General features: G+C 72.8%; 20 protein-coding genes and 1 tRNA gene. 16 read left to right on the top strand and 5 right to left on the bottom strand.

Translation table 11 applies throughout. The features are described from left to right. Window positions 1–77 precede the first annotated feature (77 nt). From ACIQI7_RS24675 to ACIQI7_RS24660, 4 genes are all read right to left on the bottom strand, one after another. Complete coding sequence (locus ACIQI7_RS24675) at window positions 78–1,505, bottom strand: aldehyde dehydrogenase family protein (RefSeq protein WP_401113346.1); 1,428 nt, start codon at window positions 1,503–1,505, stop codon at window positions 78–80. A gap of 113 nt (window positions 1,506–1,618) precedes the next feature. Continuing rightward, window positions 1,619–2,140: a DUF6624 domain-containing protein gene (locus ACIQI7_RS24670; RefSeq protein ID WP_401113595.1), complete on the bottom strand. Its 522-nt coding sequence runs from the start codon at window positions 2,138–2,140 to the stop codon at window positions 1,619–1,621. Window positions 2,141–2,443: 303 nt separating this feature from the next. Beyond that, window positions 2,444–4,093, bottom strand: coding sequence for an APC family permease (locus ACIQI7_RS24665; protein WP_401113345.1), 1,650 nt, complete (start codon window positions 4,091–4,093; stop codon window positions 2,444–2,446). Between the two features lie 311 nt (window positions 4,094–4,404). Next, window positions 4,405–4,489 (bottom strand) — tRNA-Leu (locus tag ACIQI7_RS24660). Between the two features lie 411 nt (window positions 4,490–4,900). Between ACIQI7_RS24660 and ACIQI7_RS24655 the strand changes: the two genes are divergently transcribed. Then, window positions 4,901–5,467 carry an ATP-binding protein gene (locus ACIQI7_RS24655; protein WP_401113344.1) on the top strand — a complete coding sequence of 189 codons (567 nt, stop codon included), beginning with the start codon at window positions 4,901–4,903 and terminating at the stop codon, window positions 5,465–5,467. 114 nt (window positions 5,468–5,581) lie between these two features. On the opposite strand, the gene idi is transcribed toward ACIQI7_RS24655, so the two are convergent. After that, on the bottom strand, window positions 5,582–6,235 hold the full coding sequence (gene idi / locus ACIQI7_RS24650) for an isopentenyl-diphosphate Delta-isomerase (RefSeq protein ID WP_401113342.1): 654 nt from the start codon (window positions 6,233–6,235) through the stop codon (window positions 5,582–5,584). Between the two features lie 607 nt (window positions 6,236–6,842). Between idi and ACIQI7_RS24645 the strand changes: the two genes are divergently transcribed. From ACIQI7_RS24645 to ACIQI7_RS24575, 15 genes are all read left to right on the top strand, one after another. Further along, window positions 6,843–7,598, top strand: a complete 756-nt coding sequence (locus tag ACIQI7_RS24645; RefSeq protein ID WP_387756668.1) for a sugar phosphate nucleotidyltransferase — start codon at window positions 6,843–6,845, stop codon at window positions 7,596–7,598. Then, window positions 7,586–8,647: an iron-containing alcohol dehydrogenase family protein gene (locus ACIQI7_RS24640; protein WP_049649808.1), complete on the top strand. Its 1,062-nt coding sequence runs from the start codon at window positions 7,586–7,588 to the stop codon at window positions 8,645–8,647. The genes ACIQI7_RS24645 and ACIQI7_RS24640 overlap by 13 nt, the downstream gene beginning before the upstream one ends. Before the next feature lie 91 nt (window positions 8,648–8,738). Further along, on the top strand, window positions 8,739–9,476 hold the full coding sequence (locus tag ACIQI7_RS24635; RefSeq protein ID WP_401113593.1) for a CDP-alcohol phosphatidyltransferase family protein: 738 nt from the start codon (window positions 8,739–8,741) through the stop codon (window positions 9,474–9,476). Further along, on the top strand, window positions 9,473–10,372 hold the full coding sequence (locus ACIQI7_RS24630) for a glycosyltransferase family 2 protein (protein WP_401113340.1): 900 nt from the start codon (window positions 9,473–9,475) through the stop codon (window positions 10,370–10,372). Before ACIQI7_RS24635 ends, ACIQI7_RS24630 begins: the two co-directional genes overlap by 4 nt. A 154-nt stretch (window positions 10,373–10,526) precedes the next feature. Beyond that, window positions 10,527–11,468: an ABC transporter permease gene (locus tag ACIQI7_RS24625; RefSeq protein WP_387756666.1), complete on the top strand. Its 942-nt coding sequence runs from the start codon at window positions 10,527–10,529 to the stop codon at window positions 11,466–11,468. Beyond that, window positions 11,461–12,270 (top strand): ABC transporter ATP-binding protein, encoded by an 810-nt coding sequence (locus ACIQI7_RS24620; RefSeq protein ID WP_387756665.1) that lies wholly within the window; start codon window positions 11,461–11,463, stop codon window positions 12,268–12,270. The genes ACIQI7_RS24625 and ACIQI7_RS24620 overlap by 8 nt, the downstream gene beginning before the upstream one ends. Before the next feature lie 304 nt (window positions 12,271–12,574). Further along, complete coding sequence (gene hpnC / locus ACIQI7_RS24615) at window positions 12,575–13,537, top strand: squalene synthase HpnC (protein WP_401113338.1); 963 nt, start codon at window positions 12,575–12,577, stop codon at window positions 13,535–13,537. A 41-nt stretch (window positions 13,538–13,578) separates the two neighbouring features. Then, window positions 13,579–14,436, top strand: coding sequence for a presqualene diphosphate synthase HpnD (hpnD, locus tag ACIQI7_RS24610; protein ID WP_401113591.1), 858 nt, complete (start codon window positions 13,579–13,581; stop codon window positions 14,434–14,436). A gap of 127 nt (window positions 14,437–14,563) precedes the next feature. Then, entirely contained in the window at window positions 14,564–15,997 is a 1,434-nt protein-coding gene (hpnE, locus tag ACIQI7_RS24605) for a hydroxysqualene dehydroxylase HpnE (RefSeq protein ID WP_401113336.1), read from the top strand. A 200-nt stretch (window positions 15,998–16,197) separates the two neighbouring features. Continuing rightward, window positions 16,198–17,286, top strand: coding sequence for a polyprenyl synthetase family protein (locus tag ACIQI7_RS24600; RefSeq protein ID WP_401113588.1), 1,089 nt, complete (start codon window positions 16,198–16,200; stop codon window positions 17,284–17,286). Window positions 17,287–17,293: 7 nt separating this feature from the next. Continuing rightward, window positions 17,294–19,375: a squalene--hopene cyclase gene (gene shc / locus ACIQI7_RS24595; protein WP_401113334.1), complete on the top strand. Its 2,082-nt coding sequence runs from the start codon at window positions 17,294–17,296 to the stop codon at window positions 19,373–19,375. Further along, entirely contained in the window at window positions 19,372–20,052 is a 681-nt protein-coding gene (locus tag ACIQI7_RS24590) for a 1-hydroxy-2-methyl-2-butenyl 4-diphosphate reductase (RefSeq protein WP_401113332.1), read from the top strand. The genes shc and ACIQI7_RS24590 overlap by 4 nt, the downstream gene beginning before the upstream one ends. A 2-nt stretch (window positions 20,053–20,054) precedes the next feature. Then, entirely contained in the window at window positions 20,055–21,083 is a 1,029-nt protein-coding gene (gene hpnH, locus ACIQI7_RS24585) for an adenosyl-hopene transferase HpnH (protein ID WP_387756659.1), read from the top strand. Window positions 21,084–21,251: 168 nt separating this feature from the next. Next, the gene (gene dxs / locus ACIQI7_RS24580) at window positions 21,252–23,162 is read left to right on the top strand and encodes a 1-deoxy-D-xylulose-5-phosphate synthase (RefSeq protein WP_401113330.1); all 1,911 of its coding nucleotides are present in this window, start codon (window positions 21,252–21,254) and stop codon (window positions 23,160–23,162) included. Beyond that, complete coding sequence (locus tag ACIQI7_RS24575) at window positions 23,152–24,552, top strand: aspartate aminotransferase family protein (RefSeq protein ID WP_401113329.1); 1,401 nt, start codon at window positions 23,152–23,154, stop codon at window positions 24,550–24,552. The genes dxs and ACIQI7_RS24575 overlap by 11 nt, the downstream gene beginning before the upstream one ends. Window positions 24,553–24,564 lie beyond the last annotated feature (12 nt).

Raw genomic sequence — 24,564 nt, 5'->3', positions numbered from 1 at the left:
TGACAGATGATGAAATCTGTCATCTGTTCGCTGAACTCTGTCAGCTGTCAGCCATCAGCCGCCCGCCGTCAGTCGCGCTAGTACTGCAGGGACTTGTACTGGAGGAACTCCTCCAGTCCGTGGCGGCCCAGCTCCCGGCCGAGGCCCGAGCTCTTGTAGCCGCCGAAGGGCGCGAGCGGGTTGAAGCGGCCGCCGTTGAGGTCGACCTGGCCGGTGTCGAGGCGGCGGGCGAAGGCGGCGGCGGTGTCGGTGTCGCGGGCCCAGACACCGCCGGACAGGCCGTACGGGGTGCCGTTGGCGAGTTCGGCGGCGTGGTCCTCGTCCCGGTAACGGAGGATCGCCAGGACCGGACCGAAGACCTCCTCCTGGGCCACCGTCATCTCCGGGGTGACGTCGGCGAGCACGGTCGGCCGGACGTAGTACCCGGTGGGCAGTTCGGCGATCGGATCCGAGCCGCCGACCACCAGCCGGGCGCCCTCGGCCAGCGCGCCGTCGATGTAGCCGCGCACCCGGTCGAGCTGCCTGGCGTTGACCACCGGGCCGATCCGGGTCTGCGGGTCGGTCGGGTCGCCCGGGCGGTACTGGGCGGCGACCTCCTCGGCCCGGGCGACCGCCTCGTCGTACTGGTCCTCGTGCACCAGAAGCCGGGTCAGCGCGCTGCAGGTCTGGCCCGAGTTGGCGAACACGTTGGCCACGTTCGCCTTGACCGCGCGGGCCAGGTCGGCGCCCGGCAGCACCACGTTGGCCGACTTGCCGCCCAGCTCCAGGGAGACCCGCTTCAGCCCCCGGCCGGCCGTCTCGGCGACCTGCCGGCCGACGGCGGTGGAGCCGGTGAAGGAGACCAGGTCCACCTCCCGGTGCCCGACGAGCGCCGCGCCCGCCACCGCGCCGGTACCGGTGACCAGGTTGAAGGCGCCCGCCGGGAACCCGGCCTCGTGCACCAGACGGGCGAACAGCCGGGCCACCAGCGGGGTGTCCTCGGCCGGCTTGAGGACCACCGGGCAGCCGGCCGCCAGCGCCGGGACGGCCTTGGCCACGATCTGGTGCAGCGGGTAGTTCCACGGCGTGATCGCCGCGACCACCCCGGCCGGCTCGGCGTGCACCACCGAGTTGCCGATCCGCTCCTCGAAGGGGTGCTCGGCGAGCAGGCTCAGGTAGGAGGTCGCCACGGCGAGCGGCAGCCCGGCGTGCACGGCCCCGGCGAAGCCGACCGGCGAGCCCAGCTCGGCGACGACCGTCTCGGTGATCTCGTTCTGCGCGGCGGCGATCCCGTCCCGCAGCCGGGTCAGCAGCGCCAGCCGCTCCTCGCGGGTGGTCGCGCCCCAGCCGCGGGCCGCCCGGCGGGCCGCCGTCGCCGCCGCGTCGACGTCGGTCACGCCGCCGGCCGGTACGGTGGCCAGCACCTGCTCGGTCGCCGGGTTCAGTACGGTGATCGACCCGGCGTCCCCGGAGGGCCGCCACTCACCGTCGATGTACTGGTCGCTGTGTTCCGCGTACTGCCGCACCCGATCGTCCCCTCATCCACTCGACCGATTAACTAGCAGCGCTAGTCGAGGGTCAGTCAACGCGGCACGGGCGGCCGCGCGCAAGAGTCAATCCCGATCGGCGGACGTGACGGTTACTTCGGAGCGAACCGCGCGGTGTACTCGTCGAACGGCTCGATGCCCACCGCCGCGCGCCGCTCGTCCAGCCGCTCCGGCTCCTCGCACGGCCACGGCACCGGTCGGCCGTCCGCCACCGCGCCGATCTGGGTCCCGTAGCGCTGCTCCCGGCCCTCGTTGACGGCCAGCCGGTCCTGGAGGAAGGCCAGGTCGCGGGCGCTCGCCTCGCCCCGGGCGACCGCTTCGCCCATCAGCTCCGCCGCCCGCCGCTGGACGTCGAGCTGCCGATCGGCGTGCTGGGCCACCAGCCATGCCGCCCGGGCCGCCTCGGGGCCGACGGTGCGCCCGGTCGGCCAGCCGTGCGCCGCCATGATCTCCGCGAGCCGGTCCCCGTGCCTGGCGGTGAGCCGCCGCCAGACCGCCTGCTCGGCCAGGTCGGGGCTGTGCGCCAGCCGGGTGGCCGCGCCGTCCTCGGCCATCATCCCGACCAGTTCCTCGGCCAGTTCCTCGGCCTGTTCCCGCCCCCGCACGTCCGCCATGCCGATCCGCTCCTCCGCGTCCGGGCCCTCCTGCCGAGGACCGCCCTGCACCACGCTAGGAGCGGAAACCGCGACGAAGATCATCCCCGGGGACGGTGACCCGGGGGTGCCGTCCACGGCAGAATGGATGTACACGGGGAACGGAGCGCGCCGCGCCCGCCCCCGCGGACGCCGAAGGCCGGTCGGATTCCTCCGACCGGCCTTCACCGTGAGCCGCGTGAACTCACGAACTCACGAACTCAGGGACTCAGGGACTCATGAGCCCACGGGTTCACGGGGCTCGGCTCGTCCACGTCCCGGACCTCAGACCCGCGAGGCCTCCGCGGCGTCGAGCGGCGCGGCGCTCTCGGCCTCCGCCGCCATCTCCCTGCGGACCTCGGCCAGCGAGGGGTTGGCCCAGGCGCTGGCGACGCCCCAGCGGTAGAACGCCAGCCCGATCGCCGCGACGATCAGCAGGTCCCAGCCCTCCGGCAGGTAGCCGTTCCCGCCGAAGTCGGCGCTGCCCGCCCAGGAGACGCCGGCCATCACGAACAGGTACGCGACCATCCAGGCGCCGGCCTTGAGGTGCGGCTTCAGCTCGGCGAACGGCTTGCGCAGCTCGTACCAGGCCCAGATCGGCAGGCCGGCGGCCATCAGCAGGATGACCTTGCCGGTGAGCGGCCAGCGGGCCCAGTAGAGCACCAGCGAGCCGAAGACCATCGCGACCGGGGCGATCACCGGCATGGCGCGCAGTCGGACCGGCCGGGGCAGGTCCGGGGCCAGGCGGCGCAGCGCCATCACGGCGACCGGGCCGGTGATGTACGAGATCACGGTGGCCACCGAGACGATCTCGGCCAGCGAGCCCCAGCCGCGGAAGACCGCGAGGAACAGGAAGGCGACCACCAGGTTGAGCAGCAGCGCCGGGCGCGGGATGCCGGTCTTGGCGTCGACCTTGCCGAAGACCTTCGGCAGGTGGCCGTTCTCCTGCACGCCGTGGATCATGCGCGAGGTGGTGGCGGCGTAGATCATGCCGGTGCCGGACGGCGAGATGAACGCGTCCGCGTAGAGCAGGATCGCCAGCCAGTTGAGGCCCCAAGCGATGGCCAGGTCGGCCAGCGGCGAGGTGTAGGAGAGGTTGCTCCAGCCGTTCGCCAGGTCGCCGCTCGGGATGGCGCCGAGGAAGGCGATCTGCAGCGCGACGTAGATCACCAGGGCGATCAGGATCGAGCCGATGACGGCCTTCGGCAGCGACTTGCCGGGGTTGCGGGCCTCGCCGGCCAGGTTGAGCGGGGACTGGAAGCCGTTGAAGGCCCAGACGATGCCGGAGACCGCGACGGCGGTGAACACCGCGCTCCAGCCGTTCGGCGCGAAGCCGCCGTGGTCGGTGAAGTGCGCCGAGTCGAAGTGCGCGAAGAGCAGCGCACCGGCGGTCACCGTCGGGACGATGACCTTGAAGACGGTGATCGCGGTGTTGGTCTTGGCGAACAGCGTGATCGCGAACCAGTTGAGGACGAAGTAGACGACCAGCAGCACGCTGGCGAGCGCCACGCCGCTGAGGGTCAGCTCCTGGCCGTCGTACAACCCCTTCGCCCAGCCGAAGTGCCAGGAGCTCATGTACTGGACGGAGGCGGTGGCCTCACCCGGGATGACCGAGACGATGGCGATCCAGTTCGCCCAGGCGGCCAGGTAGCCGGCCAGCGAGCCGTGCGAGTACTGGCCGTACCGGACCATGCCGCCGGCCTTGGGGAACATCGAGCCCAGCTCGCTGTAGGTGAGCGCGATGGTCAGCGCCACTGCGGCACCGATCACCCAGGCGAGGATCGAGGCGGGGCCGGCGAGCTTGGCCGCGCGCTCGGCACCGAACAGCCACCCGGAGCCGATGATCGATCCCAGCCCGACGGCGGTCAGGCTGATCGTGCCGAGCGATCGGCGGTAGTTCTGGTGTGATGGCGTCGACGAGTCGGGCTCACTCAACGTATCGGTCCTCTCGCTCGTGGTTCATCGGGTGGTGTCGGTGTTTTTGCGATTTTGAGCCGGTATTTCGGGCAAACGGAGAGCAGCCTATGTTCCGAAAACGGGCGAATACCTCAGAGGAAGCTCAAACCGTCCGATTGTTGCCATCTCGTGTCCGGCTTCCGCCGGTACGGCCGGCGGGGAGACCGGCGCCACAGGGCCTGGGGCGGACGGTGGCCGGGGATGGTGACCAGGGTCGGCCCGGGGAAAGGGCGGCCCGAAAAACGAAATTCCCCGTGGGAGCCTTTCGGCTCCCACGGGGAATTCGGCTGTGTCCGAGGGGGGACTTGAACCCCCACGCCCGATAAAGGGCACTAGCACCTCAAGCTAGCGCGTCTGCCATTCCGCCACCCGGACGGGGTGTGTGCTTCGGGGGCTTTTTCCTCGCCCCCTCGGCGACAGAGAGAACATTACCAGGGTTCTGGAGTGCTTCTCACCTGCGCTTCCTCGGGGCCGCGGCACCGGACACCCTGGTCGGGAGTCCGGGGAGCCAGTGGGCCGTGGCGGCGGGGCCGTACGCCACCCGCACCCGCGCCTTGCCCGCGCCCCCGACGAGCCCGCACCTCGTCCGCACCCGCTCCCCACAGGTTGGTACGGCCTGTGAACGCGCTCGAATCCGGACCGAACCGGTGGCGTCCGCGAAGGAACCGGTCGACTTTCGCGCCCCCCGCGGTCGGTTGCGGGCGGAACCGGTCCGACACGGGCAACTTGTCGACGGTGCCACGGCCGCCACGACTGCTCTCCTAGCCTCTGTGGACCGAGGGCGCCATGAGCGGATCGCCTGATTCCCGGGTCGCGGACGAAGGGCGGCTGGACGTGGAGCAGATCAGCGGAGCGGCGAAGGCCGAACCGAGACGCGGCGGGGGGCGGGAGGGCCTGGCCGGGGCCCCGGCCTCCGGAGGCCCGGCGGAGGGCGTGTGGCGCTTCCCGGTGCCGGCCACCGAGGCCTCGGTGCCGTTCACCAGGCACGCGGTGCGCGACCGTCTGCTCGCCCAGGGGATGACCGGGGTGCGCTACCAGGAGCTGGTGGACGACCTGCTGCTGATCGTCTCGGAGCTGGTGAGCAACGCGGTGACGCACGCCGCCGAGCTGTCGCCCGAGGTGGTCACCGAGCTGTCGGTCCGCCGGTCCTGGGTGCGGGTGTCGGTCGAGGACGGCGACCCGTACCGGCCGAAGGCGCTGGAGAACGACACCGGACGCACCGGCGGGCGCGGCCTGCTGCTGGTGAAGAGCGTCACCCTGCAGGCCGGCGGGGTGTGCGACGTCGAACACACGGGGGAGGGCGGCAAGGTCATCTGGGCCTCGCTGCCCGTCCCCCCGGAGCCCGGCCACTGACCGGCCGGGCCCGGCCCCGGAGCGGCCGGACGGTGGACCGACGCTGCCGGACGGTGAACCGACGGCGCAGGGCCACGCGCCGGAGCGGCCCGGCCGGGAACCGACGCCGCCGGACTACCAGTCCCGCCCGGCGATCTCCCGGATGCCCGGCAGCGCGGCCTCGAAGACCGTCTCGAACCAGACCGAGAACGGCCGCTCCGCCCGCAGCTCCCGCAGCTCCTGCGCGGTCACGAAGGCGAAGTCGTCCACCTCCTCCGGGTCCGGCTCGACCGGGGCGGTGACCAGTCCCACGAACAGGTGGTTCCACTCCCGCTCGATCAGCCCGGTCGCCTCGTCCGGCAGGTCGTAGCGGACGGTGCCCGCCTCGCACAGCAGCGCCGGTGCGACGCCCAGCTCCTCGGCGGTGCGCCGGGCGGCGGCGACGAACGGCGGCTCGTCCGGGTACGGGTGGCCGCAGCAGGTGTTCGACCAGACGCCGGGGGAGTGGTACTTGCCGAGCGCCCGGCGCTGGAGCAGCAGCCGGCCCTGGCGGTCGAACAGGAAGACCGAGAAGGCCCGGTGCAGCCGGCCCGGCTGCTGGTGGGCCCAGAGCTTCTCGCCGGTGCCGATCGTGACGCCCTCGTCGTCAACCAGTTCCAGCAGGATCTCGGCTCCGACGGGGGCGGACCCGGTGGCCCGGGGGTCGACCGTCACATCGGTCTCGACGTCGAGACCGGTGTCGATCTCGGCGGCGAAGTGCGTCGGGTCGGTCGGCAGACTCTGGGGCATGGGGCCTCTTTCGGGAACGGGAGCAACGGGAGCATCGGGTGCCTCCGACGCACCGGCTGGAGTGCGGCGGACACAGCGGGGGCACCGGCACCGGCGTCGGGCTCCAGTCTGCCGTATGGGTGGCACTCGGCAGGGGTCCCACGCACAACCGGGCGGATCATGACTCGGAGGAGTCGGAAACCGCCGGGAGAAGGGTCCGGGAAACCCTCGAAAGAGTCACGGGATTCGCAGAACCGTTCGGCGCGCGTTCGGGGCCCGTTCGACCCGTTCCGCACCCCTCCAGGCGAACCCCGGGCCGCCGTGCTGCCCCCCCACCGTCAGCCCCGCCGGGCACCCCGCCCACCGGCTCCACCGCGCCCCCGGCCACTGCCCGCCGCCACCCCGGCCGCGAACCCCGCCGGCCACCCCGTCTCCCGCCCCGGGCCTGCGGGCGCGTTCTGGCCGGTCGCCCTGGTCGCCTACCATCACATACGACACGGTGCCCGGATCTGTGCCGGCACCGGCGCGCCGCCGCCCGGCCCGGTCGGACCCCGGTCCGGGCGAACCAGTGGCGCCGCCGAACCCCCGGCGCGGCCCCGCGCACAGCACGACGGATCAGGAGACCCGCATGATCGGCCTCGTTCTGGCAGCCGGCGCCGGCCGCCGGCTGCGCCCGTACACCGACACCCTGCCCAAGGCGCTGGTGCCGGTCGACGGGGAACGGACCGTCCTGGACCTCACCCTCGGCAACTTCGCCGAGGTCGGACTGCGCGAGGCCGCGATAGTCGTCGGCTACCGAAAGGAGGCGGTGTACGACCGCAAGGACGCCCTGGAGAGCAAGTACGGCGTCAAGCTCCACCTGGTCGAGAACGACAAGGCCGAGGAGTGGAACAACGCCTACTCGCTCTGGTGCGCCCGCGACCTGTTCGCCGAGGGCCTGCTGCTCGCCAACGGCGACACCGTCCACCCGGCCTCCGTCCAGCGCACCATGCTGGAGGGCAACCAGCGGCTCACCGAGGCCGGCACCGCCCCCGGCATCCTGCTCGCCCTCGACACGGTGAAGAAGCTCGCCGACGAGGAGATGAAGGTCGTCGTCGACCCGGCCACCGGCATGCGCCGCATCACCAAGCTGATGGAGCCGGCCGAGGCGACCGGCGAGTACATCGGCGTCACCGTGATCAACCCGTCCGCCGCGGCCGACCTCACCGACGCGCTGCGCGCCACCTACGAGCGCGACCCGCAGCTGTACTACGAGGACGGCTACCAGGAGATGGTGAACCGCGGCCTGCGGATCGACGTGCAGCCGATCGGCGAGGTCTCCTGGGTCGAGGTCGACAACCACGACGACCTGGCGAAGGCCCGGGAGATCGCGTGCCGGTACTGACCCGACTGGTCCCGTCGCCGCTGTTCGTCGAGATCCGCCCGGGCGCGCTGGACGCGCTCGGCGGCATCCTGGCGGACCAGCGGCTGTCGGCCTCGGGCCGGATCGCCGTCGCGATCAGCAACGGCTCCGGCTCGGCCATGCGCCGCCGCCTGGAGCCGGCCCTGCCCGGCGCCGACTGGTACAACGTGGACGACGGCAGCCTGGACAGCGCCGTGCGGCTGGCCGAAGCGATGCGCGGCGGGCACTACGACGCGATGGTCGGCCTCGGCGGCGGCAAGATCATCGACGCCGCCAAGTACGCCGCGGCCCGGGTCGGCCTGCCGCTGGTCGCGGTCGCCACCAACCTGGCCCACGACGGCATCTGCTCGCCGGTCTCCACCCTGGACAACGACGCCGGCCGCGGCTCCTACGGGGTGCCCAGCCCGATCGGCATCGTGGTCGACCTGGACGTGATCCGGCAGGCCCCGCAGCGCTTCGTGGCGGCCGGCGTTGGCGACGTCGTCTCCAACATCTCCGCGTGCGCGGACTGGGAGCTGTCGCACGCGGTGACCGGCGAGCCGGTGGACGGGCTGGCCGTGGCGATGGCCCGCTCGGCGGGCGAGAACCTGCTGCGGCACCCGGGAAGCACCCAGGACCAGGACCTCCTGACGGCGCTGGCCGAGGCCCTGGTACTGTCCGGCATCGCGATGAACATCGCGGGCAGCACCCGGCCCTCGTCGGGCGCCTGCCACGAGATCTCGCATGCCCTGGACGTGCTGTATCCCAAGCGGTCCGCCCAGCACGGCGAGCAGGTCGGCCTCGGCGCCGCCTTCGCCAGCTTCCTGCGGGGCGAGCGCGAGCTGACCGGTCTGATCGTGGAGCGCCTGGCGAGCCACGGACTGCCGGTGACCGCGGCTCAGATCGGCTTCACCGAGGCGGAGTTCACCGAAGCGGTGCACTACGCTCCGAACACCCGACCGGGGCGCTTCACCATCCTCGAACACCTCGACCTCTCCCCTTCCGCAATCAGGGACGCGTACGCCGACTATGTCCAAGCCGTCAACAGCTGACCCCTCCACCGCGGGCACCCAGCGGCCCCCGGTGGACCTGACCCGCCGGCCCTCGATCGAGGAACTGCGCGCGGTGATCCACCCGGAGGGCATGCTCCAGCGCCGCAGCGCCGAGCACTGGGCCGGACGCCTGTACATGCGGAAGATCTCGCTGCGGATCACCCGCGTGCTCTCCACCATGACGGCGATCACGCCCAACGGCCTGACGTACCTGATGATGTTCACCGGCATCCTGGCCGGTGCCGGGCTGGTCGTGCCGGGCATCGCGGGCGCCGTCCTGGGCGCCCTGCTGATCCAGGTCTACCTCCTGCTGGACTGCGTGGACGGCGAGGTGGCCCGCTGGCGCCGACAGACCTCGCTCACCGGCGTCTACCTGGACCGGGTCGGCCACTACATGTCCGAGGCGGCGCTGCTGACCGGCCTCGGTCTGCGCGCCACCGACCTGCTGCACCGCGAGGGCTCCGGCTCGCACTGGGAGTGGGCCTTCCTCGGCACCCTGGCCGCGCTCGGCGCGATCCTGATCAAGTCCGAGACCGACCTGGTGGACGTCGCCCGGGCCCGCAGCGGCCTGACGGCCGTCGAGGACAGCGCCTCGGTGCCGCGCTCGGCGTCCGTGGCCAAGGCCCGCCGGGCGGCCGCCTTCCTGAAGTTCCACCGGCTGGTCGGCGCGGTCGAGGCCTCGCTGCTCATCCTGGCCGCCGGCGTCGCCGACGCCGTGCACGGCGGACTGCTCTTCACCCGGCTCGCGGTGGTCGTCCTGGCGGCGATCGCGATGCTCCAGACCGTGCTCCACCTGCTGAGCATCGTCCTCTCCAGCAGGCTGCGATGAGTGCGGCGACGGACGCGGAGGACTTCCGCCTCGGGGCCGTGATCATCACCATGGGCAACCGGCCCGCCGAGCTCAACGCGCTGATCGAGGCCGTCCGCGCCCAGGAGGGCCGGGCGGTCGAGCTGGCCGTGGTCGGCCAGGGCGTGGAGCTGCCCCCGCTGCCGGAGGGCGTGCGCAGCATCGAGCTGCCGGAGAACCTCGGCATCCCGGGCGGCCGCAACGTCGGCATCGAGCTGTTCGGCCGGGACGGTGCGGACGTCGACGCCATCCTCTTCCTGGACGACGACGGCAACCTGCCGCGGACCGACTCGGCCCGTCTGCTGCGCGAGGCCTTCACCGCCGACCCGGAGCTGGGCATCGTCTCCTTCCGGATCGCCGACCCGGACACCGGTGTCACCCAGCGCCGGCACGTCCCCCGGCTGCGCGCCAGCGACCCGCTGCGCTCGTCCCGGGTGACCACCTTCCTGGGCGGCGCGAGCGCGGTGCGCTGCAAGGTGTTCGAGCAGGCCGGGCAGCTGCCCGCCGAGTTCTTCTACGCCCACGAGGAGACCGACCTCGCGTGGCGCGCGCTGGACGCCGGCTGGGCCATCGACTACCGGGCGGACGTGGTGCTGCACCACCCCACGACCTCGCCGGCCCGCCACGCGAGCTACTTCCACAACGTGGCCCGCAACCGGGTCTGGCTCGCGAGGCGGAACCTTCCGGCCCCGTTGGTGCCTCTCTATCTGGGAACCTGGTTCCTGCTGACCCTGGCCCGCCGCCCCTCCCCGGAGGCGCTGAAGGCCTGGTGGGGCGGATTCCGGGCGGGTTGGCGCGAACCCTGCGGTCCGCGGCGGCCCATGCGGTGGCGTACCGTCTGGCGACTGACCAGGCTGGGCCGCCCTCCGATCATCTGATCGCATCCGATGGCATCGCATCGAATGACCGATCGCTGCGGCCGGTGCCCACACACCGGCCGGCTCCCCCGAGATCCCAGTGGATCCCCATCGGTGCACGACCGGCGGACCCCGCCGACCGGCCGCCCCGACCGATCCCGCGTGAAGGACGAATGTGTCGACAGTGAGTGAACCCGTCAGCCTCTCGGCCCCCAGGGGGGCGGACGCGGGCCTGACCCCCAAGCAGCTTGCGGACAAGTACGGTCTGGCGGTGAGCGGCGCCCGTCCCGGCCTGTTCGCCTACTCCAAGCAGCTCTGGGCCCGGCGCCACTTCATCTGGGCCTTCGCCACCGCCCGACTGGTGGCCCAGTACACCAACGCCAAGCTCGGCCAGCTGTGGCAGGTGGTGACCCCGCTGCTCAACTGCGCGGTGTTCTACCTGGTCTTCGGTGTGATCCTGGCGAGCAAGCAGGGCTTCCCGGACCAGACGTACATCGCCTGGCTGTGCATCGGCGTCTTCGTCTTCCAGTTCACCCAGAACGCGGTGCAGGCCGGTACCCGGGCGATCTCCGACAACCTCGGGCTGATCCGGGCGCTGCACTTCCCCCGGGCCAGCCTCCCGATCGCCTTCACCGTGATCCAGCTCCAGCAGCTGCTGATCTCGATGGTGGTCCTGGTCATCACCGTGCTCGCGGCCGGCATCACCCCGGGCCGGACCTGGCTGCTGATCATCCCGGCGCTGCTGCTGCAGACGCTCTTCAACACCGGCATCTCGCTGGTGATGGCCCGGATCGGTTCCCGGACCAGCGACATCTCCCAGCTGATCCCGTTCGTGATGCGCGCCTGGATGTTCCTGTCCGGCGTGATGTTCAGCATCCAGGACAAGATCTCGCACTGGCCGCAGTTCATCCAGACCCTGATGGCCGCCAACCCGGCGTCGGTCTACATGGACCTGCTGCGGCACGCCTTCGCGCCGGTCATCTACAACCCGCACCAGCCGGTCCACCAGACCCTGCCGTCACACCTGTGGGAGTACGGCATCGCCTGGGGCGTGGGCATGTTCGTCGTCGGATACGTCTTCTTCTGGAAGGCCGAGGAGGAGTACGGCCGTGGCTGACCTCGAACTGAGCAAGAACGACCTCGTCCAGGACGCGGACGTGGCCCGTGAGCCCACCGTCGTCGTCGACGACGTGCACATCGTCTACAAGGTGCACGGCGCCGGCTCCGGCAAGGGCAGCGCCACCTCGGCGCTGAGCCGCATCATCAGCCGCAAGCGCGCCGCCGGCGTGCGCGAGGTGCACGCGGTCAAGGGCGTCAGCTTCACCGCGTACAAGGGTGAGGCGATCGGCCTGATCGGCTCCAACGGCTCCGGCAAGTCGACCATGCTGGCCGCCATCGCCGGCCTGCTGCCGACCGAGAAGGGCGGCATCTACACCAACGGCCAGCCCTCGCTGCTGGGCGTCAACGCCGCGCTGATGAACGAGCTCACCGGTGAGCGCAACGTCATCCTCGGCTGCCTGGCGATGGGCATGACCCCGGCCCAGGTGAAGGCGCGCTACCAGGACATCGTCGACTTCTCGGGCATCAACGACAAGGGCGACTTCATCTCCCTGCCGATGCGCACCTACTCCTCCGGCATGGGCGCCCGGCTGCGCTTCTCGATCGCGGCTGCGAAGACCCACGACGTGCTGCTCATCGACGAGGCCCTCGCCACCGGCGACCAGGCCTTCCAGCAGCGCAGCAAGCGCCGGATCGACGAGCTGCGCAAGTCCGCCGGCACGGTCTTCCTGGTCAGCCACGACAACAACTCGATCCGCGAGGTCTGCGAGCGGACCATATGGATCGAGGCCGGCGAGCTGGTCATGGACGGACCGACCGAGGAGGTCGTGAGCCGCTACGAGCGCGGCGAGCGGCCGTAGTCCCCGTCACACCCGCAGGGGCCGGTCCCGGGACTTCCGGGGCCGGCCCCTGGTCCTTCGCGCCGCCCGGGATCCCGGTCCGGGGCACCGTCCGGCCGCCGCCGCGGGGGTGAGCGCCCGGTGTCCCGGGCGGGGCGCTCTTCTCCGGCGGGCCCGGGCGTGTCAGCCTGGTGGTCTCGGGGGCGGTGTGCCGTGCGTGACGCCCGCGCTCGGACGCGTGTCCGAGTCGGGCCGGTCGTGCCAAGCGGTGTAGAACGGGGGAGTGACAGCAGTGTCGGCTTCGGCCCAGCCCAGAGATACGCCGGTGAACGGTTCCGCAGGACAGACCCTGGACAAGGCGGGCGCGGAGAACTTCCCCGTCGCCCCGTTCTTCCTGCCCGCGGCCTGGCGCGACGACCTGATGGCGGTGTACGGCTTCGCCCGCCTGGTCGACGACACCGGCGACGGCGACCTGGCCGACCCGGCCGCCACCGGCCGGCTGCTCGGGGTCGAGCAGACGCCCCCCGCCACCCCTTCGGACCAGCCCGGCCCGCCGACCGCGCAGGAGACCGCCTTCCGGCTCGCCCTGCTCGACGGCCTGGAGCAGGACCTCGACCGGGTCTTCGAGAGCGCCCTGCGCGCCCCCGGCGGTTCCGGAGCCGACACCGACCGCCCCCGCCACCCGCTGATGAGCGCGCTCGTCCCGCTGGTCGACCGCCGCGGGCTGACCCCCGAGCCGTTCCGCCGTCTGATCGAGGCCAACCGGGTGGACCAGACCACCGCCCGCTACGCCACCTTCGACGACCTGGTCGGCTACTGCACCCTCTCCGCCGACCCGGTCGGCCGGCTGGTGCTAGCCATCGCGGGCGTCTCCACCCCCGAGCGGATCGAGCTCTCGGACGCCGTCTGCACCGGCCTCCAGGTGGTCGAACACCTCCAGGACGTGGCCGAGGACCTGACCCACGGCCGGATCTACCTGCCCGCCGAGGACATGGCCCGCTTCGGCGTCACCGAGGCCGACCTGGCCGCGCCCTCCGCCAACGGCGCCGTCCGCGAGCTGATCGCCTTCGAGGTCGAGCGGGCCCGCACCCTGCTCGATCGCGGCGCACCATTGGTAGGTACGGTTCGGGGGAGGCTTCGACTGCTCCTGGCGGGATTCACCGCAGGCGGCTACGCGGCCCTGGCGGCCGTCGAGGACGCCGGGTACGACGTGCTCGCCCGGCAGGCGAAGCCGGACAAGCGCCGCCTCGCAGCGAGGGCGGCGGCCATCTTCGCGAAGGGAAGGTGAACGCCCGAGTGGCGGCATCACCACTGGCGTCGGCCCAGGTCATGGCGGCGTACCGGTACTGCGAGGCAGTCACCGGACTGCAGGCGCGCAACTTCAGCTACGGCATCCGCCTGCTGCCCGAACCCAAGCGGCTGGCCATGTCGGCCCTGTACGCCCTGGCCCGCCGGGTGGACGACATCGGCGACGGCGACCTCCCGGACGACCGCAAGGCCGAGGCGCTGCTGCGCACCCGGGAACTGGTGGACGAGGTCCGCTCCGGGGTGGTCGCCGAGGACGACACCGACCCGATCAAGGTCGCCCTGGCCGACGCGGCCCGCCGCTTCCCGATCCCGCTCGGCGGCTTCGACGAGCTGATCGACGGCGTCGAGATGGACCTCAAGGGCGCCGAGTACCAGACCTACGAGGAACTGAAGGTCTACTGCCGCTGCGTGGCCGGCGCGATCGGCCGGCTCTCGCTGGGCGTCTACGGCTGCGACGACCCGGAGCTCGGGGCACGCTACGCGGACACCCTGGGCCTGGCGCTGCAGCTCACCAACATCCTGCGCGACCTGCGCGAGGACGCCCTGAACGGCCGCACCTACCTGCCCGCCGAGGACCTGGTCCGGTTCGGCTGCGAGCAGGGCTTCGCCCTTCCCGCGCCGCCGGTCGGCGCGGACTTCACCGGCCTGGTGGCGTTCGAGGCCGCCCGCGCCCAGGCCGCCTTCGAGGAGGGCCTGCGGCTGCTGCCGATGCTCGACCGCCGCAGCCGCGCCTGCACCGCCGCGATGGCCGGGATCTACCACCGGCTGCTCGGCCGGATCGCCGCCGACCCGGAGTCGGTGCTGCGCGGCCGGGTCTCGCTGCCGGGCTGGGAGAAGGCGTACGTGGCGCTTTCCGGGCTCGCCGGGGGGCGTTCTTGATTCTCGCGACAGTTCTGTCACGCTGTGTCAGCGCGGAATCACGGGCGGGTGGTTCCGTGTCCACCGAACGAGTACCGGCTTCCGTGACCGCCTGCGGGCGGTCCACCGACTGCGAGGGGAAGGGCCGATGACCGGGCGAGCCGATGCCGCGCGCCCGGCCGCCGTCGTGGTCGGCGGCGGCCTGGCCGGGATCACCGCCGCACTGCGCCTCGCCGAGGCGGGCCACAAGGTCACCCTCGCCGAGGGCCGGCCCCGGCTCGGCGGTCTGGCCTTCTCCTTCCAGCGCGGCGAGCTGACCGTCGACAACGGCCAGCACGTCTACCTGCGCTGCTGCACCGCCTACCGCGGCCTGCTGGAGCGCCTCGGCGCCACCCGGCTGGTCCACCTCCAGGACCGCCTCGACATCCCGGTGCTGTCCGTCACCGGGCCCGGGACCGCCCCGGTGCGCACCCTCGGCCGACTGCGCCGGACCGGTCTGCCCGTCCCGCTGCACCTGGCCGGCAGCCTGGCCCGCTACCCGCACCTGTCCGCGGCCGACCGCGCCCGGGTGGTCCGCGGCGCGCTCGCCCTGCGGAGCCTGGACCTCGCCGACCCGGCACTGGACCGGATCTCCTTCGGCGAGTGGCTGCGCCGCAACGGGCAGAACGCCGCCACCCGGGCCGCCCTGTGGGACCTGGTCGGCGTCGCCACCCTGAACGGCCGGGCCGACCAGGTGTCGATGGCGCTGGCCGGGATGGTGTTCAAGACCGGCCTGCTCTCCGAACCGGGCGCCTCGGACATCGGCATCTCCGCCGTCCCGCTCGGCACGATCCACCACGACCGGGCGCTGGCCGAGCTGGAGCGGGCCGGAGTCCGGGTGCTGCTGCGGGCCCGGGCGGCCGAGCTGAAGCCCGCCGCGCCGCAGCACGCCGTCCGGCTGGAGAGCGGCGAACTGCTCACCGCCGACACCGTCGTGCTGGCCGGCGCCCAGGACAGCGCGGCCGCGCTGCTGCCGCCGAACGCCGTCCCCGGGCAGGAGCGGCTGGCCGGCTTCGGCACCGCGCCGATCCTCAACGTCCACGTGGTCTACGACCGCGAGGTGCTGCGCCGGCCGTTCTTCGCCGCGCTCGGCTCCCCGGTCCAGTGGGTGTTCGACCGCACCGCGCACTCCGGCCTGGCCGCCACCCCGCTGGGCCGGGCCCACCCGGGCGCCCAGTACCTGGCGCTGTCGCAGTCCGCCGCGCAGGACGAGATCGACCTGCCGGTCGCCGAGCTGCGCGGCCGCTACCTGCCCGAGCTGGGCCGGCTGCTGCCGGCCGCGGCCCGGGCCGAGGTGCTGGACTTCTTCGTCACCCGGGAGCGCACCGCGACCTTCGACCCGGCCCCGGGCAACGCGGCGCTGCGCCCGTCGGCCCGCACCGACGTCCCCGGCCTGCTGCTGGCCGGCTCGTGGACGGCCACCGGCTGGCCCGCGACCATGGAGGGGGCCGTGCGCAGCGGACACGCCGCGGCCGACGCCGCGCTCGCCGCGGCCGGCACCCGGGTGCCGGTGGACCGCGGCGACGGGAGGTGGCCCAGGTGACGGCGGGCCCCGCCGCCGGAGAGCCCGCCAGAGCCGACGGGCGTACCGTCGAGCGCATCGGCGCAACCACCACGAGCGGCCCGGTCGGCCGCACCGGCACCACTGGCACCGGCACCACTGGCACCGGCTTCGACACCAGCCGCACCGACAGCACCCGGCCGCCCCGTGCGGTCCGGCACCACGAGGGAGAGGGAACGCACGTGGAGTCACGCACCGGCATCGCCGTCGGAGGCACGGCGCACGCCGAACCGGTCTCGGTGCCGGAGCTGCTCGCCCGCAGCCGTACGCTCTGCACCCCGCCACTACGGGCCGCCGTCGCCCGTTTGGCCGCACCCATGGACACCGTCGCCGCCTACCACTTCGGCTGGATCGACCGGGACGGCACCCCGGTGGTGGGGGACGGCGGCAAGGCCGTGCGCCCGGCGCTGGCGCTGCTGTCCGCCCGGGCCACCGGCGCGGCGGCCGAGGCGGGGGTGCCCGGCGGGGTCGCGGTTGAACTGGTGCACAACTTCTCCCTCCTCCATGATGATCTGATGGACGGTGACGAGACCCGACGGCACCGGGCCACCGCTTGGACGGTCTTCGGGCCGGCCCAGGCGATCCTGGTCGGCGACGCCCTGGCGACGCTCGGCACGGAGGTACTGCTCGACGCCGCGGTGACCGGCGGCGCGAGCGCCACCGACGCGGCGCGTGCCGTCCGGCTGCTCACCACGGCGACCCGCCGGCTGATCGACGGCCAGGCCATGGACGTCGCCTTCGAACAGCGCGACAGCGTCACGGTCGCGGAGTGCCTGGAGATGGAGGGCGGCAAGACGGCGGCACTGCTGGCCGCCGCCTCGGCGATCGGCGCCGTCCTGGCCGGCGCCGACGACAAGGTCGCCGGCGCGCTCGAGCGCTACGGCTACCACCTGGGCCTGGCCTTCCAGGCGGTGGACGACCTGCTCGGCATCTGGGGTGCCACCGAGGTCACCGGCAAGCCGCACTGGGGTGACCTGCGCCAGCGCAAGAAGTCCCTGCCGGTGGCCGCCGCACTGGCCGAGGGCGGGGCGGCCTCGCGCCGGCTCGCCGGGCAGCTGGCCGACCCGAAGGGACGCGGGGAGGAGAGCGAGCCCGAGCTCGCCGCCCGCGCCGCGCTGATCGAGGAGGCCGGCGGCCGCGCCTGGACCCAGGAGGAGGCCCGCCGCCAGCACACGACTGCCCTCGCCGCCCTGGACGAGGTGCCCATGACCGACGAGGTGCGCGAGCACTTCGTCGCACTCGCCGAATTCGTGGTGGTACGAGAGAGGTGACGTTACGTTGACAGCAACCGCGGACGGCCGGCTCGACCCTGAGTACGATCCCGAGCCGGTCGCGGTGGGCGACCGCCCCCCGGCCCTGCTGGGGACGGGGCGGTGGCAGCCCGAGGACACCGACCGGCTCCGGCCGGCCGGTGAGACGGACCTCCGACCGGCCGACGCACGGGAGGCCCTGGCCCGCGCCACCACGCACCTGCTCTCCCTGCAGTCGTCCGAGGGCTGGTGGAAGGGCGACCTGGAGACCAACGTCACCATGGACGCCGAGGATCTACTGCTCCGCCAGTTCCTCGGGATCCGCACCGAGGAGCAGACCCGCGCCACCGCCGAGTGGATCCGCTCCCAGCAGCGCGAGGACGGCACCTGGTCGACCTTCCACGGCGGGCCGCCCGAACTCTCCACCACCGTCGAGGCGTACGTCGCGCTCAAGCTGGCCGGTGACGACCCGGACGCCCCGCACATGCTGGCGGCCGCGCGCTACGTCCGCTCCGCCGGGGGCATCGCGGCCGCCCGGGTGTTCACCCGGATCTGGCTCGCCCTGTTCGGCTGGTGGCCCTGGGAGCGGCTGCCCGAGATGCCGCCCGAGATCATCTTCCTGCCCAAGTGGCTGCCGCTGAACATCTACGCCTTCGGCTGCTGGGCCCGCCAGACCATCGTCCCGCTGACCGTCGTCTCCTCGCACCGCCCGGTCCGTCCGGCCCCCTTCGCGCTCACCGAGCTGCACACCGACCCGAACGACCCGTACCCCCGGCGCCCGCCGGCCCCCGCCACCACCTGGGACGGCCTCTTCGAACGCCTGGACAAGGCGCTGCACGCCTACCACCGCCGGGCCTTCCGCCCGCTGCGCCGGCTGGCCGTCTCGCAGGCCTGCCGCTGGATCGTCGAACGGCAGGAGGCCGACGGCTGCTGGGGCGGCATCCAGCCGCCGGCCGTCTACTCGCTGATCGCCCTGCACCTGGAGGGCTACGAGCTGGAGCACCCGGTGATGAAGGCCGGGCTCTCCTCCTTCGACCGGTTCACCGTGCACACCGAGGACGGCAAGCGCTGGCTGGAGGCCTGCCAGTCCCCGGTCTGGGACACCTGCCTGGCCACCATCGCCCTCGTCGACGCCGGGGTCCCGGCCGACCACCCGGCGCTGGTCTCCGCCGTCGACTGGATGCTCGGCGAGGAGATCCGCAAGCCCGGCGACTGGGCCGTCCAGCGGCCCGGGCTCGCCCCCGGCGGCTGGGCCTTCGAGTTCGAGAACGACACCTACCCGGACATCGACGACACCGCCGAGGTGGTGCTCGCGCTGCGCCGGGTCGCCCACCCCGACCCGGCCAGGGTCGACGCGGCGGTGGAGCGGGGCGTGCTGTGGAACCTCGGCATGCAGTCCAAGAACGGCGCCTGGGCCGCCTTCGACGTGGACAACACCAGCACGTTGCCCAACAAGCTGCCGTTCTGCGACTTCGGCGAGGTGGTCGACCCGCCGTCCGCCGACGTCACCGCGCACGTGGTGGAGATGCTCGCCGAGACCGGCCGCGCCCGCGACCCCAGGACCCGGCGCGGCATCGAGTGGCTGCTGCGCAACCAGGAGGCGGACGGCTCCTGGTTCGGCCGCTGGGGCACCAACTACATCTACGGCACCGGCTCGGTGCTGCCCGCCCTGGTGGCGGCCGGAGTCCCGGACGAGCACCCGGCGATCCGCCGGGCGGTGCGCTGGCTGGAGGACCGGCAGAACGCCGACGGCGGCTGGGGCGAGGACATGCGCTCCTACGACGACCCGGCGCGCTGGGCCGGGCGCGGCGACTCCACCGCCTCGCAGACCGCGTGGGCGCTGATGGCGCTGCTCGCGGCCGGGGAAGGGCCGCAGGGCCGGGCCAACCCGGCCGTCGAGCGCGGCGCGGACTGGCTGGTGCGCACCCAGCTGCCCGAGGGCACCTGGGACGAGCCGCAGTTCACCGGCACCGGCTTCCCGTGGGACTTCTCGATCAACTACCACCTCTACCGGCTGGTCTTCCCGGTCACCGCGCTGGGCCGCTACCTCAACGGCGCCCCGGGCACGAGCCGGCCCGACGGCGCCCCGGCGATCGGGGCGTCGCGGTGACCACCGCGCCCCTGCTGGTGCTCTGCGCCCTGGGCCCCGAGGTCTGGGCCCTGCGCGGCGGTGACTGGCGCGGCGCGGCCGGCGGGCCCCCGGTGCTGGTGCGCACCGGGGTCGGCCGGCGGCGTGCCGGGCTGGCCGTCCGGCGGCTGCTCGGCTCCGCCCCCGCCGGGTACGGCGCCGTGGTGGTGGCCGGCTTCGGCGCCGCGCTCGGTCCGGGCGTCCTGCCCGGCGACGTGGTCGCCGCCGACGGCGTGCGCGACGCCGAGGGCCACCTGTACCCGCTCGACTCCGGGGCGGAGCTCACCCGGGCGCTGAAGGAGCGCGGCCTGACCGTGCACACCGGGGTGCACCACACCGCCGACCACGTGGTGCGCGGCATCGAACGGCGGGCGCTGCACGTCCAGGGCGCGCTCGCCGTCGACATGGAGGCCGCCGCCGTCCTGGCCGCGCTGCGCGAGACGCGGCCCGCGCTGCCGGCCGCCGTCCTGCGGGTGGTGGTGGACACGCCCGAGCACGAGCTGCTGCGGTTCGGCACCCTCCCGGCCGGGGTGCGCGCCTGGCGGACCCTGCGGGCGACGGTACCCGCCCTCGTCGACTGGTACCGGCAGGAGCGCGCGCCCCGCTCCGCAGACCTGAACCACCCCACATCCTCGACGCTCCCCCAGGAGGCGAGCTAGCCATGGCCATGCCGTTGCGCCAGACCGTGCGGGTCGGCACCTACCTCATGCAGCAGAAGCTGCTCAAGCGCCGGGACAAGTTCCCACTGATCGTGGAGCTGGAACCGCTCTTCGCCTGCAACCTCGCCTGCGAGGGCTGCGGCAAGATCCAGCACCCGGCGGGCGTCCTGAAGCAGCGGATGCCCGTCGCCCAGGCGGTCGGCGCGGTCCTGGAGTCGGGTGCCCCGATGGTCTCGATCGCCGGCGGCGAGCCGCTGATGCACCCGCAGATCGACGAGATCGTCCGGCAGCTGGTCGAGCGCCGCAAGTACGTCTTCCTCTGCACCAACGCGCTGCTGCTGCGCAAGAAGATGGACAAGTTCAGGCCCTCGCCGTACTTCACCTTCGCCGTGCACATCGACGGCATGCGGGAGCGGCACGACGAGTCGGTGGCCAAGGAGGGCACCTTCGACGAGGCGGTGGCCGCGATCAAGGAGGCCAAGCGGCGCGGCTTCCGGGTCACCACCAACAGCACCTTCTTCAACACCGACACCCCGCAGACCGTCATCGAGGTGCTGGACTACCTCAACGACGAGCTCAAGGTGGACGAGATGATGATCTCGCCCGCGTACGCCTACGAGAAGGCCCCCGACCAGGAGCACTTCCTCGGCGTCGAGCAGACCAGGGAGCTCTTCCGCAAGGCCTTCGCCGGCGGCAACCGCAGGCGCTGGCGGCTCAACCACAGCCCGCTCTTCCTGGACTTCCTGGAGGGCAAGGCCGACTTCGAGTGCACCCCCTGGGGCATCCCCAACTACTCGCTGTTCGGCTGGCAACGGCCCTGCTACCTGATGGCCGACGGCTACGTGCCCACCTACCGTGAACTGGTCGAGAAGACCGACTGGAGCAAGTACGGCCGCGGCCGGGACCCACGCTGCGAGAACTGCATGGCCCACTGCGGCTACGAGCCGACCGCCGTCCTCGCGACGATGGGCTCGCTCCAGCAGTCGCTGCGCGCCATCACCGAGACCGTCAACGGCAACAAGGGCCGCTGAAACGGGACTTGACCCCGGCCCGGGCCCCGCGCCCGGGCCGGCTCCGCCCCAGGGCCGGGCCGGGCACTGCCGCAGAACCCGGGCCGGGCTCCCTCCCCGAACCGGGCCGGCCCCTGTCCCGTCCGGGCGGAGGCACCACCGCACCGCTCCGAGTCGTGAGGTGTACCCATGTCACTGCTCTCCCGCGTCACGTCCCCGGCCGAGCTGCGCAAGCTCCCGGCGGCCGAACTCCCCTTGCTCGCCGACGAGATCCGCGACTTCCTGATCGACGCCGTCACCCGCACCGGCGGCCACCTCGGGCCCAACCTCGGCGTGGTGGAGCTGACCATCGCGCTGCACCGGGTCTTCGACTCGCCGTACGACCGGATCGTCTTCGACACCGGCCACCAGAGCTACGTCCACAAACTGCTCACCGGCCGCCAGGACTTCAGCCGGCTGCGGATGCGCGGCGGGCTCTCCGGGTACCCCTCGCGGGGTGAGTCCGAGCACGACCTCGTCGAGAACTCGCACGCCTCCACCGCGCTCTCCTACGCCGACGGCCTGGCCAAGGCGGCCCGACTGCTCGGCCAGCACGACCGGCACACCGTCGCGGTGATCGGCGACGGCGCGCTCACCGGGGGGCTCGCCTGGGAGGCGCTCAACAACATCGCCGAGGCCCGCGACCGGCCGCTGGTCATCGTCGTCAACGACAACGAGCGCTCCTACGCCAGGACCATCGGCGGCCTCGCCAACCACCTGGCCACCCTGCGCACCACCCAGGGCTACGAGCGTTTCCTCGCCCTCGGCAAGGAGGCCCTCCAGCGCACCCCGCTGGTCGGCCAGCCGATCTTCGACGCGCTGCACGGCGCCAAGAAGGGGTTCAAGGACGCCTTCGCCCCGCAGGGCATGTTCGAGGACCTCGGCCTCAAGTACCTCGGGCCGATCGACGGCCACGATCCGGGCGCGGTCGAACAGGCGCTGCGGCAGGCTCGCAACTTCGGCGGTCCGGTCATCGTGCACTGCCTGACCGTCAAGGGGCGCGGCTACCGGCCGGCCGAGCAGGACGAGGCCGACCGCTTCCACGCGGTCAACCCGATCGACCCGTACACCTGCCTGCCGGTCTCGCCCAGTGGCGGCGTCTCCTGGACCTCGGTGTTCGGGGACGAGCTGGTCGCCCTCGGGGCCGAACGGCCGGACCTGGTGGCGATCACCGCGGCCATGCTCCAACCGGTGGGCCTGGCCCCGTTCGCCAAGGCCTACCCGGAGCGGACCTTCGATGTCGGGATCGCCGAGCAGCACGCCGTCACCAGCGCCGCGGGACTGGCCACCGGCGGGCTGCACCCGGTGGTCGCGGTGTACGCGACCTTCCTCAACCGGGCCTTCGACCAGGTGCTGATGGACGTCGCCCTGCACCGGCTGGGCGTCACCTTCGTGCTCGACCGCTCGGGGGTGACCGGGCCGGACGGCGCCTCGCACAACGGCATGTGGGACCTGTCGATCCTCCAGGTCGTCCCCGGGCTGCGGCTCGCCGCACCGCGCGACGCCGAACAGCTGCGCGCCCAGCTGCGCGAGGCCGTCGAGGTCGGGGACGCCCCGACCGTGGTGCGCTTCCCGAAGGGCAACGTCGGGCCCGCGGTGCCGGCCGTCGACCGGATCGGTGGGGTGGACGTGCTGCTGCGCACCGGGCCGGCGCCGGAGATCCTGCTGGTCGCGGTCGGCACCACCGCCTCCGCCTGCCTGGACGCGGCCCGGCTGCTGCTCGCCGAGGGCTTCACCGCGACCGTGGTCGACCCGCGCTGGGTCAAGCCGGTCGACCCGGCGCTGCCCGAACTGGCCGCCGCTCACCGGCTGGTGGTCACCGTCGAGGACAACGGACGTACCGGGGGCGTCGGTTCGGCCGTCGCCCAGGCGCTGCGCGACGCCGACGTGGAGGTGCCGGTGCGGGTGCTCGGCCTGCCCCAGGAGTTCCTCGGCCACGCCTCGCGCGGGGAGATCCTGGAGGAGGCCGGGCTGACCGGGACCGGCGTGGCCGCCCAGACCGCCGTCTTCGCCAAGACCCTGCTACCGACCCGAGGAGCGAACCCGCGCCATGCCGGCTGAACCAGACCGCCCCGCCTTCGACCTCGCCGCACTGATCGCCGAACGCGGCGGCGAGCGCTACGAGTTGCACGGCCGCTACCTCAACCCGCAGCTGCCGAGGATGCTGCACACCATCGGCTTCGACAAGTACTACGAGCGAGCCCGGGGCCAGTACTTCTACGACGCCGAGGGCAACGAGTACCTCGACATGCTGGCCGGCTTCGGCATCTTCGCGCTCGGCCGCCACCACCCGGTGGTGCGCTCGGCGATCCAGCAGGTGATGGACCTCGACCTGCCGGACCTGGTCCGCTTCGACTGCTCGCCGCTGCCCGGGTTGCTGGCCGAGCGGCTGCTGTCCCACGCGCCGGGACTGGACCGGGTGTTCTTCGGCAACAGCGGCACCGAGGCGGTGGAGACCGCGCTGAAGTTCGCCCGGTACGCCACCGGACGCCGGAGGATCCTCTACGCCGACCACGCCTTCCACGGGCTGACCACCGGCTCGCTCTCGGTCAACGGCGAGAGCGGGTTCCGCAAGGGCTTCGACCCGCTGCTGCCGGACACCGCCATCCCGCTCGGCGATCTCGGCGCTCTGGCCAAGGAGTTGAAGCGCGGCGACGTCGCGGGGCTGATCGTCGAGCCGATCCAGGGCAAGGGCGTGCAGGCGCCGCCGCCCGGCTGGCTGCGGGCCGCCCAGGCGCTGCTGCACGAGCACCGGGCGCTGCTGATCTGCGACGAGGTGCAGACCGGCGTCGGCCGGACCGGCGAGTTCTTCGCCTACCAGCACGAGGACGGCGTGCTGCCCGACCTGGTCTGCGCGGCCAAGGCGCTGTCCGGCGGGTACGTGCCGGTCGGGGCGACGCTCGGCAAGAGCTGGATCTTCGAGAAGGTGTACTCCTCGATGGACCGGGTGCTGGTGCACTCGGCCAGCTTCGGGTCCAACGCCCAGGCCATGGCGGCCGGGCTGGCGACCCTGGAGGTGATGCGCGACGAGGAGGTGGTGGAGAACGCCCGCAAGGTCGGCGACCACTTCCGCGAACGGCTGGCCGCCCTGGTCGACCGCTACGAGCTGCTCGCCGAGGTGCGCGGGCGCGGGCTGATGATCGGGATCGAGTTCGGCCGTCCCAGGTCGCTCAAGCTGCGTACGGGCTGGACCGCGCTCCAGGCGGCGCGCAAGGGGCTGTTCGCGCAGATGGTGGTCGTGCCGTTGCTGCAGCGGCACCGCATCCTGACGCAGGTGTCCGGGGACCACCTGGAAGTGATCAAGCTGATCCCGCCGCTGATCATCACCGAGCGCGATGTGGACCGGTTCGTGGACGCCTTCACCGACATCATGGACGAGGCCCACCGGGGGAGCGGACTGATGTGGGACTTCGGGCGGACGCTGGTCAAGCAGGCGGTCGGCGGCCGCTGAGGCCGGCGCCGG

It is taken from the genome of Kitasatospora sp. NPDC092039 (assembly GCF_044756065.1).
In the GTDB taxonomy this organism is placed as follows: Bacteria; Actinomycetota; Actinomycetes; order Streptomycetales; family Streptomycetaceae; genus Kitasatospora.
Note: the sequence above shows the minus strand (reverse complement) of the source record. Positions and strands in the feature narration are given on the sequence as shown.